At 61.9% G+C, this 15,309-nt stretch carries 18 protein-coding genes, 1 tRNA gene and 1 pseudogene; 12 read left to right on the forward strand and 8 right to left on the reverse strand.

Annotation, left to right across the window (positions count from 1 at the left end; genetic code table 11):
* Nucleotides 1–10: 10 nt before the first annotated feature.
* Complete coding sequence (locus tag CI805_RS06295; RefSeq protein WP_260927274.1) at nucleotides 11–451, forward strand: DUF2721 domain-containing protein; 441 nt, start codon at nucleotides 11–13, stop codon at nucleotides 449–451.
* A gap of 76 nt (nucleotides 452–527) precedes the next feature.
* Here CI805_RS06295 and CI805_RS06300 read toward each other — a convergent pair whose 3' ends face one another.
* Nucleotides 528–2,288, reverse strand: a complete 1,761-nt coding sequence (locus tag CI805_RS06300) for a fatty acyl-AMP ligase (protein ID WP_260927276.1) — start codon at nucleotides 2,286–2,288, stop codon at nucleotides 528–530.
* A 204-nt stretch (nucleotides 2,289–2,492) separates the two neighbouring features.
* Between CI805_RS06300 and CI805_RS06305 the strand changes: the two genes are divergently transcribed.
* From CI805_RS06305 to CI805_RS06315, 3 genes and pseudogenes are all read left to right on the forward strand, one after another.
* Complete coding sequence (locus tag CI805_RS06305) at nucleotides 2,493–3,017, forward strand: regulatory protein RecX (RefSeq protein WP_313958534.1); 525 nt, start codon at nucleotides 2,493–2,495, stop codon at nucleotides 3,015–3,017.
* A 100-nt stretch (nucleotides 3,018–3,117) separates the two neighbouring features.
* Complete coding sequence (locus tag CI805_RS06310) at nucleotides 3,118–3,525, forward strand: NADH:ubiquinone oxidoreductase subunit NDUFA12 (RefSeq protein WP_260927282.1); 408 nt, start codon at nucleotides 3,118–3,120, stop codon at nucleotides 3,523–3,525.
* Nucleotides 3,526–3,791: 266 nt separating this feature from the next.
* Nucleotides 3,792–3,974: pseudogene (locus CI805_RS06315) on the forward strand (DUF2155 domain-containing protein); the annotation flags it as partial.
* A 35-nt stretch (nucleotides 3,975–4,009) separates the two neighbouring features.
* On the opposite strand, the gene aat reads toward CI805_RS06315, so the two are convergent.
* Entirely contained in the window at nucleotides 4,010–4,789 is a 780-nt protein-coding gene (aat, locus tag CI805_RS06320; RefSeq protein ID WP_260927841.1) for a leucyl/phenylalanyl-tRNA--protein transferase, read from the reverse strand.
* 164 nt (nucleotides 4,790–4,953) lie between these two features.
* On the opposite strand from aat, the gene CI805_RS06325 reads away from it, so the two are divergent.
* From CI805_RS06325 to nusG, 5 genes are all read left to right on the forward strand, one after another.
* Nucleotides 4,954–5,029: transfer RNA gene (locus tag CI805_RS06325), tRNA-Trp, on the forward strand.
* Nucleotides 5,030–5,575: 546 nt separating this feature from the next.
* Nucleotides 5,576–5,917, forward strand: coding sequence for a hypothetical protein (locus CI805_RS06330; protein WP_260927285.1), 342 nt, complete (start codon nucleotides 5,576–5,578; stop codon nucleotides 5,915–5,917).
* Complete coding sequence (locus CI805_RS06335) at nucleotides 5,899–7,014, forward strand: hypothetical protein (RefSeq protein ID WP_260927287.1); 1,116 nt, start codon at nucleotides 5,899–5,901, stop codon at nucleotides 7,012–7,014. The genes CI805_RS06330 and CI805_RS06335 overlap by 19 nt, the downstream gene beginning before the upstream one ends.
* 152 nt (nucleotides 7,015–7,166) lie before the next feature.
* Nucleotides 7,167–7,361: a preprotein translocase subunit SecE gene (gene secE / locus CI805_RS06340; protein ID WP_260927289.1), complete on the forward strand. Its 195-nt coding sequence runs from the start codon at nucleotides 7,167–7,169 to the stop codon at nucleotides 7,359–7,361.
* 31 nt (nucleotides 7,362–7,392) lie between these two features.
* Nucleotides 7,393–7,929 (forward strand): transcription termination/antitermination protein NusG, encoded by a 537-nt coding sequence (gene nusG / locus CI805_RS06345; RefSeq protein ID WP_260927294.1) that lies wholly within the window; start codon nucleotides 7,393–7,395, stop codon nucleotides 7,927–7,929.
* An 86-nt stretch (nucleotides 7,930–8,015) separates the two neighbouring features.
* Here the strand turns inward: nusG and CI805_RS06350 are convergent, their stop codons facing one another.
* Together CI805_RS06350 and CI805_RS06355 are read right to left on the reverse strand one after the other, a co-directional pair.
* Entirely contained in the window at nucleotides 8,016–8,735 is a 720-nt protein-coding gene (locus CI805_RS06350; RefSeq protein WP_260927296.1) for a GNAT family N-acetyltransferase, read from the reverse strand.
* Nucleotides 8,732–9,196: a MarR family winged helix-turn-helix transcriptional regulator gene (locus CI805_RS06355; RefSeq protein ID WP_260927298.1), complete on the reverse strand. Its 465-nt coding sequence runs from the start codon at nucleotides 9,194–9,196 to the stop codon at nucleotides 8,732–8,734. The genes CI805_RS06350 and CI805_RS06355 overlap by 4 nt, the downstream gene beginning before the upstream one ends.
* A 327-nt stretch (nucleotides 9,197–9,523) precedes the next feature.
* On the opposite strand from CI805_RS06355, the gene rplK reads away from it, so the two are divergent.
* Both rplK and rplA read left to right on the forward strand, forming a co-directional pair.
* Nucleotides 9,524–9,955, forward strand: coding sequence for a 50S ribosomal protein L11 (gene rplK / locus CI805_RS06360; RefSeq protein WP_260927300.1), 432 nt, complete (start codon nucleotides 9,524–9,526; stop codon nucleotides 9,953–9,955).
* Nucleotides 9,956–9,959: 4 nt separating this feature from the next.
* Nucleotides 9,960–10,658 carry a 50S ribosomal protein L1 gene (gene rplA / locus CI805_RS06365; protein WP_260927302.1) on the forward strand — a complete coding sequence of 233 codons (699 nt, stop codon included), beginning with the start codon at nucleotides 9,960–9,962 and terminating at the stop codon, nucleotides 10,656–10,658.
* Nucleotides 10,659–10,755: 97 nt separating this feature from the next.
* Here the strand turns inward: rplA and CI805_RS06370 are convergent, their stop codons facing one another.
* A complete protein-coding gene (locus CI805_RS06370; protein ID WP_260927304.1) occupies nucleotides 10,756–11,514 on the reverse strand; it encodes a class I SAM-dependent methyltransferase in 759 nt (252 codons plus the stop codon).
* 82 nt (nucleotides 11,515–11,596) lie between these two features.
* On the opposite strand from CI805_RS06370, the gene CI805_RS06375 reads away from it, so the two are divergent.
* Complete coding sequence (locus tag CI805_RS06375) at nucleotides 11,597–12,412, forward strand: helix-turn-helix transcriptional regulator (protein ID WP_260927306.1); 816 nt, start codon at nucleotides 11,597–11,599, stop codon at nucleotides 12,410–12,412.
* Here the strand turns inward: CI805_RS06375 and CI805_RS06380 are convergent.
* The 3 genes from CI805_RS06380 to CI805_RS06390 all read right to left on the reverse strand — a co-directional run bounded on the left by CI805_RS06380 (nucleotide 12,385) and on the right by CI805_RS06390 (nucleotide 15,179).
* Nucleotides 12,385–12,717 (reverse strand): hypothetical protein, encoded by a 333-nt coding sequence (locus tag CI805_RS06380; protein ID WP_260927308.1) that lies wholly within the window; start codon nucleotides 12,715–12,717, stop codon nucleotides 12,385–12,387. The genes CI805_RS06375 and CI805_RS06380 overlap by 28 nt on opposite strands.
* A gap of 186 nt (nucleotides 12,718–12,903) precedes the next feature.
* Nucleotides 12,904–13,668, reverse strand: a complete 765-nt coding sequence (locus CI805_RS06385) for a competence/damage-inducible protein A (RefSeq protein ID WP_260927310.1) — start codon at nucleotides 13,666–13,668, stop codon at nucleotides 12,904–12,906.
* A 68-nt stretch (nucleotides 13,669–13,736) separates the two neighbouring features.
* Complete coding sequence (locus tag CI805_RS06390; protein ID WP_260927311.1) at nucleotides 13,737–15,179, reverse strand: serine hydrolase domain-containing protein; 1,443 nt, start codon at nucleotides 15,177–15,179, stop codon at nucleotides 13,737–13,739.
* Nucleotides 15,180–15,309 lie beyond the last annotated feature (130 nt).

Raw genomic sequence — 15,309 nt, forward strand, 5'->3', positions numbered from 1 at the left:
GGCGCACGGTATGATCGCGCAGACGATCCAACTGGCGTTGACGCCGGTCTTTGTGCTCGTCGCCATCGGCAATATCCTGAACGTCCTGTCGAGTCGGCTTGGCCGCGTCGTTGATCGCGCCCGGCAGCTTCAGGGGTTGCATGTCAGCACGCAGGGACGCGAGCATGATGTGGTGGTGCAGGAGATTCGGCTGGTGGATCAGCGGATCACGATCATCACCCGTGCCATCCGTGTGCTGGTGCTTTCGGCGCTCACGATCGGGGTTACGGTGACGATCCTGTTCCTTGAAGGGTTGGGTGGCTTCGACTGGCACCTTGCCGCCGCCCTGGTGTTCCTGGGGGCGGTTGTGCTGCTTCTCTATGCGCTTGTGCTGTTCCTGAAAGAAACGCAGATCGCCGCCGAAGCCTTGCGAATCCCACGCGATATGCTGGAACTTGATCGCGATTTGTGAGCGCTCCATCTCACTGGCGAACAACAAAAAAGGCCGGGCGATGACCCGGCCTTTTCGTATTTGATCAGCGAATGCCTCAAGCAGCGAGCGCGAAGGGCTCGATCTCACCCGAAAGGTACAGCTTCTTGGCCTTGGCACGGCTGAGCTTGCCTGAACTGGTGCGCGGCAGGCTCTTGGGCGGCACCAGTTCGATCACGCAGTTCATGCCCGTGATCGAACGCACCTTGTCGCGGATCAGGTCGCGCAGTTCCACGCGCTTGACTGGATCGGAGACGCGGCAATGCACCAGAACCGCAGGGGTTTCCTCGCCGTTCTCCATCTCGATAGAGAACGCGGCGATATCGCCATGGTTGAAGCCCGGCAGCTGCTCCACGGCCCACTCGATGTCCTGTGGCCAGTGGTTCTTGCCGTTGATGATGATCATGTCCTTGGCGCGGCCGACGATGAACAGATAGCCATCGGTCATGTAGCCCATGTCGCCGGTATCGAGCCAGCCATCGACCATGCAGGCCGCCGTCGCTTCCGGGTCGCGGAAGTAGGAATGCATGACGCTGGTGCCACGGCACCAGACCTTGCCGATCTTGTGGTCGCCCAGAATATCGCCATTCTCGCCGCGGATTTCGACGGTCATGTCGAGCACCGGTTTGCCGCAGTTGACGATCGCGCGATAGCGGGCCGGGCGCGAAAGGTCGCGCGGTGCACCGGAAAGGCGCTCTTCCTCAACCAGTTCGACGCGAATGCCTTCGCCCGGCGGCATGATGGTGACGGCCAGCGTCGCTTCGGCCAGGCCATAGCTGGGCAGGAAGGCGGTCGCCTTGAAGCCTGCGTCGGAGAAGGCATTGACGAAGCTCTGCATCACGTCCGGGCGGATCATGTCGGCGCCATTGCCGGCAAGACGCCAGCGCGAGAGGTCGAAGCGGTCCGAAACGGCGGTCTGCGTCGAGATGCGGCGTGCACAGATGTCGTAGCCGAAGGTCGGCGAATACGAAATCGAGGTGCCCTTGTTGCGGGTGATCATGTCCAGCCATGCCAGCGGGCGGCGGGCGAAGTCCTCGGTTTTGAGGTAATCGCCCGAAACCTGGTTGGCGATGAGCGACAGGAAGCAGCCGACGAGGCCCATGTCGTGATACCACGGCAGCCACGAAACGCAGCGATCGCTCTCGATCAGTTCCATGCCATGGCTGTGCGCAGCAAGGTTCGACATCAGCGAGCGGTGGGTGACAGCGACGCCATGCGGGAATCGCGTCGAGCCCGAGGAATACTGCAGATAGCAGATGTCGTCGCCCGACAGCGCAGGCAGCTCGCAGGGCGCAGCGTCGTATGCCGCGAAATCAGCCCATGTCGCGTGGCGGCAGCCCTGCCGCTCGGCGGCGAGGCTGGTCATGGCGGCGATCTCGTCGGGGCCGACGAGCAGCATCGGGTCGGAGCTGGCAAGCTGGACGGCCAACTGTTCGATGTAGTTGTCCTTGCCGCCAAAGCTGGTGGGCAGAGGGAGCGGCACCGGCCATGCACCGGCATAGACTGCGCCGCAGAACAGTGCGGCAAAGTCGGAGCCGGTCTCGGCGATCAGCGCGATGCGGTCGCCCGGCTTCACGCCGCGTGCGACCAGCGCATAGGCCACGGCGCGGGCATCTTCGCGCAACTGCGCGAACGTGTAGACCTTTGCCAGCGTGCCGCGCGGATCGTGGAAATTGAACCCGCGAGCGCCTTGCGCTGCATAGTCCAGCGCATCGGCAAAAGTGTCGAAATCGGCAAAACGGCGCGTCAGTGCGTCTTCGTTCGGGGTCGCTGCCAAAGCGGGGCTCTGTTCTGCGACCAGGTTTACGGTGTCGCCCATGCGTTCATATCCGTTATCTGTTGGACCGGTTTTCCGCCAAAATCAGGCGGACCTAGCGGTTTTTACCTGAACCGGAGATAGCTCTTCAGTCATCATCCGGTCCTCTGGAGCCTCCCCAATCGGAGGCGAGTGTGGCACGATTAGGGCAAGATGTCCGAACAGCGTCACAAATCAGCTCCGCTCACACCTGCCCGCCTCGAGGAATTGGCGCTCGCCTATGTCGCGCGTTTCGCCACGACGCAAGGCAAGCTGCGGGCTTATCTTCAGCGCAAGGTGCAGGAACGGGGGTGGTCGGAAGATGCGGATTGCGGCGTATCGCCGGCTGCTCCTGTGATCGAGGCGTTGGTCGAGAAGTTTCGGGAGGCCGGGTATGTCGATGACGTCGCCTGGGCGCGCATGAAATCGGGCAGTCTATCGCGAAGAGGATATGGTGCGCGCCGGGTGGCGCAGGCGCTGCGTCATGCAGGCGTGGATGCGCAAGGATGCGAGGAGGCTGCGCCGGGACGCTCGGTACAGGCCGAAGCGGCCGTCGCTCTGGCTCGCCGGCGACGCTTTGGCCCGTTTTCGCGTGAGGTGCCGGATCGACCGCTTCTGGAAAAGCAATTGGCGGCCATGCTGCGCGCGGGGCACGGCCAGACGACGGCGCGTCATGTGCTGGAGGCGCAGGACGAGGCAGCGCTGGACGAGTGGGTGGAAGTACTGCGCGAGGAGGATCGGGAGGGAATATGACCGGCGATTGCGCGGTGTAACGTCGGGGATGCACGATCCGCGTGCTGCGGGGTGTGTAAGACCTTGGCATGGGCATCGAACGGCGCTAACGCGTGGGCCTATGGGTATCCTCTCGAAGATGTTCACCTGGTGGGACGGCGCCACCATCGGCACCTCGCTCTGGAGTTCGCGTAACGGCGAACACGTCGGCACCGACGCGCAGGGCAACAAGTACTATCGCTCGAAGAGCGCCAAGGTGCGCACGACGGAAGGATACGAGCGCCGCTGGGTGATCTATGCAGGCGCGAATGATGCAAGCCGCGTTCCGGCCGAATGGCACGGCTGGCTGCACCATTCCTATGACGGCGTTCCTGAAAGCCATCTGCCGCCGCCGCGCATCTGGGAGGTCGATTATACGCCCAACGCCACAGGCACGGCTTCTGCCTATCGCCCTCAGGGCGCGCTTGAGCGGGGTGGCCATCGCGCCGCCGCGACGGGCGACTACGAAGCCTGGTCTCCGGACGCCTGAGGTTCGGTCCGGTGAAGCGGGCCGCTTCTTTCCCGATCCGTCGCGTCGCTGTGATGGCGGTGTCGCTGCTGGCGCTGTCCGCCTGCAGCAAGGGGCGTGCGCCTGATGTTGACGCGCACGCTACCGACGTGCCGGATGCGATCGCCGGTATGCAGGCCAGTCCCGCTCAGGCAGAGCAGGGACAGCGCATCGGAACGCCCAACAAAGATCGCGTGGTTACGCTTGGTGTCCTGAACAAGCGAAACAACCTTTCGCAGGATCTGGTGATGAAGCCCGGCGAATCGCGTCGCATGGGTAATCTGGTCGTAAAGGTCGCTACATGCGACAAGACCTTGCCGTGGGAGCGCCCCGAAGAGGAGGGTGCTTTCGTGCAGGTCTTCGTCGAGGAGCGCGCGAGCACCCAGGAAAAGCTGGCCTGGCACAAGGTGTTCTCGGGCTGGCTGTTCAAGAATTCGCCTGCGTTGAACGTGGTGCAGCACCCGGTCTACGATGTATGGGTCAAGAAGTGCGATATGCACTTCCCCGGAGAGGAGGCGGGGTCTCCCGCCCCAGCCAGCGCGAGCAATGCGCCGAAGCCTTCGGGCAGCGAAAGTGCTGCGGCTCCGGAAGAAGCGCCTGCTGCAAAGGCTGCTGCGGTTGCAGCGCCTTCAGTTGCCCCTGTCGGGACATCGACGGCACCTGCGGACGACTGAGCTTCGTTCAGGAGCGCAAGGTAGCGCTTTTGCGGGATTTCCACTGCGCCCAGTGAGGCCAGGTGGCTCGTCATGAACTGGCAATCCAGCAGTTGCGCATCCGCTTTGCGCAAGGCGGCCACGAGCCAGGCGAGCGCCACTTTCGATGCGTCCGGAACGCGGGAAAACATGCTCTCGCCGCAAAACGCCCGGTTGAAACCCACGCCATAGAGGCCGCCGACAAGTGCGTGCTCGCCATTCTCATCCCGTTGCCAGCATTCGATCGAATGGGCGAGGCCCATGTCGTGCAGGCGCTGATAGCTTGCCTGAATGCGATGGCTGATCCAGCTTCCGGATTCGCTGTCGGTTGCTTCCGGATCGGGGCGAGGAGCAGCGCAGGCGGTGATGACCTGATCGAAGGCTGCATTGCACGTCACCGTGAAGCGCTCGCGGCGCAAGGTGCGTGCCAGCGAGCGGGACAGGCGAAAGCCATCGAGAGGGATGATCGCGCGCAAGCGGGGTTCCACCCAGAAGATTTCCGGATCGTCGCGCGCATCTGCCATGGGGAAAATGCCGGTACGATAGGCCAGCATCAGCAGGCCGGGGTCAATGATCGGAGGAGTTTCTGCGGCTTCCACGCCTCAGGGCATAACAGAGAGAGGAGGTCGCTGAAAATGCCCAGTCAAACCTGCTTCCGAAAATCTTGAGAGAGGCGCTTGTAATCCAGTGAAAGTGCCTCTAGAGGCAGCGCTCCCGCAGGAGTGTAGCTCAGTTGGTAGAGCATCGGTCTCCAAAACCGAGGGCCCACGGTTCGAGTCCGTGCACTCCTGCCACTTTCCCAAATCGTCAAATTCTCCTTCTCGAGATTGCGTTGCGCTGTGAGCGCGGCGGGCTTTTATAAGCCTTTGTAAACGATTCGTCGCTATTTCAGGGCGTGCTGGCGCTGGCCAGGGTTTGGGTTGCACACCATGATGACAAGTGTCCCTTGGCCGGAAGTTTCGGTTTCAGCCGAATCTGCGCCTGCTTTTCCCATTACACCGACGTCTGCAAAGCGCCTTGATTTGCGTGTGATTCTGCTTGCAGATGCGCTGCTCTGGACCCTTATCGCCCTGATCATCCAATTCTTGGTCTGACGGGAACGGATCGGGGAGGGATGCGCTCCCGGCATGGCGCGGACCTTGCCAATTGTGCCATGACGATTAGGAGAGCCCGTCGATTCACCGAATCGCGGGATGCGTGCGGCATGACGTCGTCGCGCGCCTGATGGGGTATCGGGAAAGCTGTACTCGGCAATGCACGGAACCGCGCGTCCGGAAACGGACGACATCGCTGAAAATCCACGACGTCCGCATGACGCGACTGGCTCGCGCCTGCCGGCATTGTGGATCGGAATCGCCCTCTCGCTGATCGCCTGCCTGCCGGCACTGGTCGCGTGGGCGCCGGAAATGACCGACTATCCCTCGCATCTCGCGGGCTTCAAGGTGATGCTCGATCATGGGCGGGATCCTTTCCTGACCGACTATTTCACGTTCCACTGGGAATGGACGGGCAACCTGGGTGCGGAGTTGCTGATGGTGCCGCTGGCGCCGCTGTTCGGTCTGGAACTGGCGGGTCGGATTATCGTCGGCTTGATCCCGGTGCTGACCGGCGCCGCGATCATGGCGGTCAGCTGGACGCTCTATCGTCGCATATCGGTGGCGCGATGCTGGCGCTGGCGCTGATCTGGTCCCCGGCACTGTTGATGGGGTTCCTCAACTGGTCGCTGTCGCTGGCCTTTGCGTTGCTTGTCTTTGCCTTATGGGTAAAGCTCGATGGCAAGCGCTGGCGCGTACTGCCGTTTATTCCCGCATCGTTTGTAGTGTGGCTCTGCCACGTATCAGGCTGGGGCGTGCTCGGCGTGATGGTGTTCGGCTACGAATGGAGTAAGCGCAAGAACTGGCTGGACTGGCGGCCGTTCCTCAAGCCCTGGCCGCTGATCTTTCCGATCCTGCCGATGCTGCTCGGCATGGGGGCCAATACCAAGGTTTCCTACGGCTGGCAGGTGTTGGAGTACAAGTGGGCCATCCTCTACAAGGCGATGCGCAGCTACGATTACACGCTCGATATCACCAGTATCTGGGTCATCCTGCTGGTGCTGGTCGCGGCTTTCGCGCTCCGCAAGATCGATGGTCGCATGGGATGGGGCGCGTTGCTGCTTTTCGTGCTGACCCTGATCGTGCCGCGTCAGATCTTTGGCGGTGATTATGCTGATTACCGCCTGAGCACCACCGCTCTGCTGACAGCTTGCCTCGCGATCGACTGGGCGCTCCCGTTGTGGTTGGTCGTGGCTGCTGCTTCGGTATTCTGCGCAAGGCTGGGTGTGACGTCGTATGTCTGGCACCGTGATGCACAAACGGCGAAGCAGTTGATCGCTGCGCTGGATTACGTGCCTGAGGGCGCGCGTGTGGCCACGGCGGTTGCCATTCCCTTCCATCAGTGGAAATTCGGCCCGTTCGAGCACTTCGGCAGCTATGCGGTCGTTCGTCGCAGCGCGATGGAGAACTCCAATTTCGCGCTGCCGGATGTGCATATGCTTTCGATGCGCGACCAGACCTATCGCTTCGCGGATCCGTCGCATCGGATTCTGTATGGCCCGGATCAGGATATCGACCTGCGCAAGTTCCGGCCTGCGCGCCATGCCGACTATCTGTGGTATATCGGTACTCGCAAGCCTGTGGCGCTGCCGGACGGCGCACGGATCATCTTCAGCACGCCCAATTCGTTTCTTGCGCGTCTGGCGAGTCCGGCAGACCTTGCAATTCCGCCCGACGAAGGTTAAGTCCGCCACTCTCTTCCGACATGCGGATCCTTCAGCTCCTCCCGGCCTCGGCCGGGGCGGCGATGGCCCCTAGCCGGAAGACTCGAACAATTCACGCCGCCGGTCGCAGGTTCGCGGTCCGGGCTGGCAAGAGACACACGAGAGCGAACGACATGGCAAAGACCTCGCCCGGCCAGTTTGTGCAGCAGGTGCGCGCGGAAGCCTCCAAGATCCACTGGCCCTCGCGCCAGGAGACGGTGACGACGGCGATCTTCGTAGGTATCATGACTGTGATTCTCGCGGTCTTCTTCCTCGGCATCGATGCGCTGTTCGGCTGGGTCGTCAGCTCGCTGCTGTCGCTCATCTGATCGCCTGAACACCGGACTAAAGAGAGACTTCATGGCCCGCTGGTACATCATCCACGCCTACTCCGGCTTCGAGAGCAAGGTGAAGGAATCCATCATCGCCGAAGCCGAGCGTATCGGTCTGTCGCAGCTCGTCGAGGACGTGCAGGTTCCTTCGGAAACCATCACCGAAGTGAAGCGCGGCAAGAAGGTGCAGACCGAACGCAAGACGATGCCCGGTTACGTGCTCGCCAAGCTGACGCTGAACGATGACGTCTATCACCTCGTCAAGAACACCGCGAAGGTCACCGGCTTCCTTGGCGCCAACGGCAAGCCGCAGGCGATCAGCGAGAGCGAGGCCGCGCGTTACTTCGGTGCCGCAGAGGCTGCCGCAGCCGAGCCGCGTAAGCAGGTGAACATCGATTACGAGATCGGCGATTCGGTCAAGGTTCTCGATGGTCCGTTCGCCAGCTTCAACGGCGTGGTCGAGGAGCTCGATTTCGACAAGAACAAGGTCAAGGTCTCGGTCTCGATCTTCGGCCGTGCGACGCCGGTCGAACTCGACTTCGAGCACGTCGAGCTCAGCAAGTAACATCAAGAGCGGGCGAGGCGGATCGCGCCTCGCTGCTTTTCCGGCCTTCCTTGACGGGACAAGCTGTGTTTCGCGCCCCGCGTGCCTTATGGCACCGGGGCGTAGATCGTTAAGGTGACGTGCTCCTGCAGGGTGAACCCGAGATCGCGATAGATAGCCAGTGCGCGTTCGTTGTCGCTGTAGGCGTGCAGGATAGGGAGGCGACCTTCCGCCAGGATCGAATCGGCGACATGACGTGAGAGCAGGGCGGCAAGCCCGCGTCCGCGCGCATCGGGGTGCGTGCAGACACCGCTGACTTCGACGACATTCGCCGTTGTGATGCGGCGTCCCGCCATCGCCAGCAGGCGGCCGTTTTCGCGAATGCCCCAGAACTGTCCGAGATCGCCGGTGCGCGTGCCGAACGGGCCGGGTGCCGTCAGGGTCGCAAGTTCGAGCATCTCGGGGAAATCGCGCTGGCTTAATCGAACCGGCACCGCTTCGCTGGCGTGCTTGAGCGGTGGTGTATCAGCCAGCACCATGCGCACACCTGCGCCGATTTTTACCGTCTCCGTACCCGGCACCTTCAGGACCGCTCCAGGTTGCATGAGTGCGAGCGGTCCGGTTTCCTGCGCCAGTCTGCCCAGAGCCGCGAGGCACTCCGGAGTGTCCTCCCGGATCGCAGCGAGTGGTCCGATGTCGGGATGGAAGCGTCGGGCCAGATCATCGCCAAGCGAATGACGGCGCTGCTCGCCGGTTAGTGCGGTCCACAGCAGGCGGCCATGGAGTTCGGGCGGTAAGGTATTCAAGGCGGCAGGGGCGAGGGTCATCGCGCGGTCCTTTTGGTGCGTTCGGTGCGGATGCGGCTTTCGAGCGGGATTTCGGCGAGCGCAGCATCCAAACGGTCGAGATAGGCGAGCAGATTTTCGGCGGGCGCTTCGCAGATTGCGGCTACAGCCGCCTCGACATCGGCATAGAATTCGGCGCTCAGTCGCGTGAGCAGGGCGCGCCCTTTGTCCGTAAGGCGGGCTTCGCGCTGGCGTTGATCAGCCCGTCCGGGCACGACTTCAATGAACCCGTCGGTTGCCAGTTTGCCGAGACTCCGGGTGATGCCTGGCTGGCTGAGATCAAGGCGCTGGCCCAGGGCGCCGACTGTCGAAGGGCCTTCGCCAAGCGCGTGGATGACCGGTATCTGCGCAGGCTGTACGCCGATTCCACCATCACGAAAGGTCTCTGCAACCCCTGCTTGCAGGCGTTCTCCAAGGCGCCGAAATCGGCTTCCCAGGGTCATGTAACCCAGTTCGGCAATCAGATCGTGCGATGATGGTGCATTATTCATAACGAGATATATAACACGCAATGTAAAATTTGTGAGGTCTGATTTCGTTGTTTCCCCGCGCCGACGCATAAGGCGGCCGGCAGCGCGTCAAAGCGGCGTGAAAGGAAGATGCGCGACCTCTTTCCTTTTGTTCGCCTTTGCCGTAAGGGGCCGCCTTCGGTCCGGCGTGCCGGGTCCGATTCTGTGCGGAAGGGTGCTTGTCGCCCGCATCACCGCTCAACATGAGTGTCGGCTTGGGGCTCTCCCGGATCGACGCGACAGTGTGAAAGGAAAGGCCTCATGGCCAAGAAAATTACTGGTTATATCAAGCTGCAGGTTCCGGCCGGCAAGGCTAACCCGTCGCCGCCGATCGGTCCGGCTCTGGGTCAGCGCGGCGTGAACATCATGGAGTTCTGCAAGGCGTTCAACGCGTCGACGCAGGAACTCGAGAACGGCATGCCGATCCCGACGATCATCACCGTCTACGCGGATCGCAGCTTCACGTTCGTCACCAAGACTCCGCCCGCCAGCTTCCTGATCAAGAAGGCTGCCGGTCTCAAGTCCGGCTCGAAGGAGCCCGGCAAGATTTCGGCTGGCAAGATCGCCCGTTCGAAGCTGTCTGAGATCGCCCAGGTCAAGATGGCCGACCTCAATGCCAATGACATCGAAGCCGCAACGAAGATCATCGAAGGCTCCGCTCGCGCGATGGGCCTCGAAGTGGTGGAGGGCTGATCCCATGAAGCAGACCAAGAACCAGAAGGCTCTCGCAGCCAAGCTCGGCGACAACATGAAGCTCTACGCTGTTGGCGAAGCGCTCCAGACCCTGCGTGACCTCAAGGCCACCAAGTTCGACGAGACCGTTGAAATCGCGATGAACCTGGGTGTTGACCCGCGTCACGCCGACCAGATGGTCCGTGGCATGGTCTCGCTCCCGGCCGGCACCGGCAAGACCGTCAAGGTCGCTGTGTTCGCCAAGGGTGACAAGGCTGCGGAGGCTCTGGCCGCTGGTGCCGACAAGGTTGGTGCCGAAGACCTCATGGAAGACATGCAGGCCGGCAACCTCGACTACGATCGCGTCATCGCCACCCCGGACATGATGGGCGTCGTCGGCCGTCTCGGTAAGCTGCTGGGTCCCAAGGGCCTGATGCCGAACCCGAAGCTGGGCACCGTCACCCCGAACGTGACGCAGGCCGTGAAGGACGCCAAGGGCGGCCAGATCGAGTTCCGCGTCGAGAAGCAGGGCATCATCCACGCCGGTATCGGCAAGATGTCGTTCTCGGACGCTGACCTGCTGACCAACTTCAGCGCGTTCGTCGATGCGATCGTCAAGGCGAAGCCCTCGGGCGCCAAGGGCAAGTATGTCCGCAAGGTCACGCTGTCCTCGTCGATGGGCCCGGGCCTGAAGATCGACACGACCGAAGTCGCCGGCGTCTGATCTCAGACGTCGCCGGTAACGGACAGAAAAGGCCGGGAGGGAAACCTCCCGGCCTTTTTGTGTTTGGGGTGTCTGTACTTTAGAGTTCGCCTGGCTTTCAGCATACCTCGATCAGAATCGTGTCGAGGGTAAACGACCCGTCATCCTCGATCTCGAAATGAGCAGTGGCGGCTGGCGCGGCTGCACGCTGGAGCGTGCGGATCGCCTCGCAGCGATCGTGCGAGGTGCGCATGCGCGATGTCCAGTCGGCGAAGTCCATTCGCAAGCGAGCTGTTGTGAAAGAGCAAATTGCGAAACCCGCCTGCGTCAGCATCGAAGTCCATTCAGCCGTCGAATAATCACGCACATGCGAGAGGTCGCGGAGCAGTTCGATAGCCTGCAAATGGGTGTCGGTAATTGCGAGGCTAGGGGCCATGACATCTGCGAAAACAGCTGACGCTCGTGGCTTGAGGACGCGGCGTGCCTCGCGCAGTCCTGCCATCGCATCATGCCAGTGGTGCGTCGAAAAGCGGCAGGCGAGGAAATCGAAAGTGCCATCTGCGAAGGGCAGTGCTTCGGCAGGCGCGGTGGTGACATCGACATTGTCGAAGCCGCGCCGGGTGGCTTCGGCGATGACCTGATCCAGCATTTGCGGTGACAGGTCGCAGGCTGTGACGGTACCTGCGAACGGCGCCATCGCGTAACTGACGTGACCGCCGCCTGCTCCGAGATCAAGCGCATGGGCCGGGCGATGTATCTCGGCGAGCTTCGCGATGTGCTGCAGATCTGCGCCACTGGCATGAACGGCGCTGCCCACATAGGCGGCTGCGACAGTGCCAAACTGGCTGTGGATCAGGGCATCATTACGGTCAGTCATGGGTTGCTTCTCCTTGGGTGGCCTTCCTGCGCGAAATTTAACCTGTTACAAGATGCTCATTTATCCTGTTACAAATGCCACCATGACCAGTGATGAGCAGCGATACCTGCTGGGCGCATTCGTAAGAGCGCGGCGGGAAAAAGTGGCAGCGCCCTCAGGTGCGCGCCGTCGGCGGACCCCCGGACTGCGGCGGGAGGAACTGGCGGAGCGCGCGGGCATCGGTACCACCTGGCTGGCATGGATAGAACAGGGGCGCGAGATTCGGCCTTCCGCCGAAGCGCTGGGCAGGCTGGCTGAGGGGCTCAATCTGGCCCCGGCAGAGCGCCGCTATCTGTTCTCGTTGGCAGAGCGGCATGACCCGGCCCATCCTCCCAGCCTTGGCTCGGACGCGCCGCCAGCGCTGGAAGCACTCGTGCGGGCCTTGTCATGCCCTGCCTATGCGCTTGATCCGGCGTGGACAGTGTGTTGCGCAAATAGAGCTGCGAGACGGTTGTTCGCGGGATTGTTCGATGAGACGGAGACACCGAACCTTCTGGTCTATGTGTTTACGCATCCTGCTGCGCGCAACCTCCTGCCTGACTGGCGTCAGCGGGCTATTCGCGTTCTGGGTGAGTTTCGGCGCGATTTCGGGCTTGCGATCGCAGATCCGAGAGTCCGGTTCGTGGTTGAAAGACTTCAGGAAAGCAGCCTATTGTTTCGCGAAGGCTGGGCCGATCAGGCGGTGCGTGAACGGGAAGGGGGGAGGCGGACATTCATTCATCCCGAAGATGGTGCGCAGCACTTTCTCCAACACACGGTAGCAGATATCGAACGTGGCGATTTCCGTCTCGTCTATCTGGAGCCGGAACGGGAGGCAGAGATGGGCGGAGATCAGGCTGGCGAAAGAGCGCCAGGCTGATAGCATTCGACCACAAGTGCGATCGGCAGTCCATCCGGACGGCGCAGGAGCGCGCGATGGGTCAGTATCGTTTCCGGTGGCGAATCGGGGAAACCCGGTCCCTTGATCGATTCGAGGCGGTCCCGGCGAAAGGCGAGCGCGGCGACGGCCTCGCCGAACGGAATGTCCGTTTCCGTCAGGGTATGGTTCATATCCACCGTCAACCGGTCGGGGACGAACCAGTTGCGGGCTTCGGACAGTACGCGGGTGCCGCAGGTAAGCCTGACATGCCGAAAACCGAAGCGTTGCTCAGACTTGAGGTACAAAAGCGCACGGGTTTCCGCAGGGGGGGCGTAACGGCGCTTTGCTGGGTGTGCAGGCGTTCAACCCGTATCACCGGTGCTCGTGAAAAGCCCCGCTTCTGACACCAGAGCGCAAGCGCGCCCGTGGCATCGTCCTGCGCGGCAAGGGCTGCTTCCAGATCGCTTACGGCGGCGGACACCATATGTCGTTCAAATGCCGTCGGATACCGGCTCCTTGCCGAGCGCAGTCAGGCCTTCGCTTACCATCGTTGCGCAGGCAGTGAGGTCAGCAGGATCGACCGAACGGATGACGAAGTTGGCGCCGGTTCTGCCCTCTGCCCAGAAAGGGTAGGAGCCAATCTGGCAACTCTCGAAAGCCTTTTCTGCATCGCGCAGCAGGTCGGCGACCTCGCTTTCCCCGACCCAGCAGCCGATGGTGGCCGACAGCACCGGGTCTCCGCCTTCGAGCGTTCCGGTCAGGGCATCGAGCATGCCGGCAGTAATGCTGGGAACGCCGGCCATTATGAAGACATTGTCGATTCGAATGCCGGGAGCACCGGTATAGCGGTTGGGGATCAGGCTGGCGCCTTCGGGCGTGCGGGCCATCCGCAAGCGTGCTTCTGTCAATTCGCTGTCGCGCGAGGTGTAGTACTCTTCCAGAATAGCCCGCGCTTCCGGATGGACGACGGCAGGCACGCCAAAGGCTTCCGAAATTGCATCGACGGTAATGTCATCATGCGTCGGCCCGATGCCGCCGGTGGTGAACAGGTAATCGTTTCGGGCGCGCAGCGTATTCACGGCCTCGACGATAGCGGGCGTATCGTCGGCCACCACGCGCACTTCGCGCAAGCGTATACCCTGAACCTGTAGCCATGCGGCAACCTGCGCGATGTTCTTGTCATGCGTGCGGCCGGACAGGATCTCATCGCCGATGACGACGAGAGCGGCGGTGAAGATTCGCGTGCGTGGGGCCATGCCCTATGGCTAGGCCATGTGCCCGCGATCTTCCACCGCCTTTATGTGCTGCAATCGCTTGATTCTTGTCAGTCGGCAGGCATCACGATGAACTGCTCCCAGCGACCGGCGGCGCCGGGCTCGGCATATGTTACAAGGTGAAGCTTCTTCGCGCCGAAGCTGATCTCGAAGTTGCGATTGACGAAACCACCGCGCAGGCGCGGCTTGCCGACCGGGGCGAAGGCTGTGACCGGGCCGAGCGGTGCAAGGCTGCTCTTGTAATCGCGCCGCACGATTGGGGTGAAATAGAAGCGGGCATGTTCGGTAAACTTGGCCGGATCGAAAGTGCCCGCGATCAGTGCCTGCAGTTGCGCCTTGGCATCGTCGGCGCGTTGCGTCTGGCCGCTATCTGCCGGAAGGTCTTTCGGCATCACGATATCGGCGATAGCCTGGGTTATTGAGCCGGTGACTGAGCCGAAATCGGCGTTGGTCAGCACTACGATGGCGACATCGCTGTCGGGATAGACGGTGTTCTGTGAAAGGAACCCTACCGATTCGCCACCATGGTTGATGAAGCGGCGACCATTTGCCACGCCGCTCGACACACCAAGACCATACGCAGGATCGGTGCCGTCTGCCAGGATGACCGGGCTTTCCTGCTCCTCCCAATCTTTCGCGGTCAGGATTTGGCGGTTAAGCCGGGCGATATCCCAGCGCGCAAGGTCGGAAGCCGTCATCGACAGTTCGCCAGCGGCCCACAGCCATCCGGCGGCAGGCGGCGTTGCTGGCTCTACCGGTCCCAGAGCGTAACGGTGATAGCCTTGCGGGAACCCCGGCTTGTTGGTGTCGTCGATATTGAGCGGATGCATGCTCAGCGGTTTGAAGAAGGTCGTTTCAAGCTGCTGCCACAGCGGAGCCCCACCAACCTTCTCTGCGATCAACCCGGCCACGACATAGCCGGTGTTCGAGTATTGCCACCGTGTTCCCGGTGTGTAGTCAAGCGGAGCACTGGCCCAGCGATGCAGGATTTCCTGTGGGCTGATGGGCTTGGTCATGTCACTGAACATGTAGTCCTGCGGCCAGAAATCGCGCAGGCCGGACGTGTGCGAGAGCAACTGACGAATGGTGATAGTATCGCCACCGCTGATGCCATCGAGATATTTCGAGACATGATCGTCCAGCGAGAGCTTGCCTTCGTCTTGCAGCTTGAGAATTAGAGCTGCGAGGAACTGCTTGGAGTTCGATGCGATCTGATAAGGTTGATCGGGCTGGGCGGGCATACCTTCCCCGGCCTTGCCCCACGCTCGGGCCAGGACAATCCGACCACCTTGTGTCACCGCGACCTGGGCGGAGGGCACGCCACTATCCGCCAAGATCTTGCTGACCGCCTGATCAATGGCAGAAAGCTGTGTGGCGCTGAGACTGGGGGCAGCGGCGGCGGCCGGCGCAGCAGCTTGGGCTGTGGCAGGTGTGATGTTCAGGGTGGAGCCGACAAGCAGCCCGGCGAGGGCAAGGGAGAAGGATTTGCGCATGCGCGAAGGTCTAAGCTCTCGCGACCGGTGCGGCAATCGCGTTTCCTGATGAGCTTGCGCGACTGTTTTCACATCGCCGAAAACAAAAGGGCCGGCCCAAAGGCCAGCCCGAAGTTTTGGGAGAGGATGC

Source organism: Novosphingobium sp. 9, from assembly GCF_025340265.1.
Classification (GTDB): Bacteria; Pseudomonadota; Alphaproteobacteria; order Sphingomonadales; family Sphingomonadaceae; genus Novosphingobium.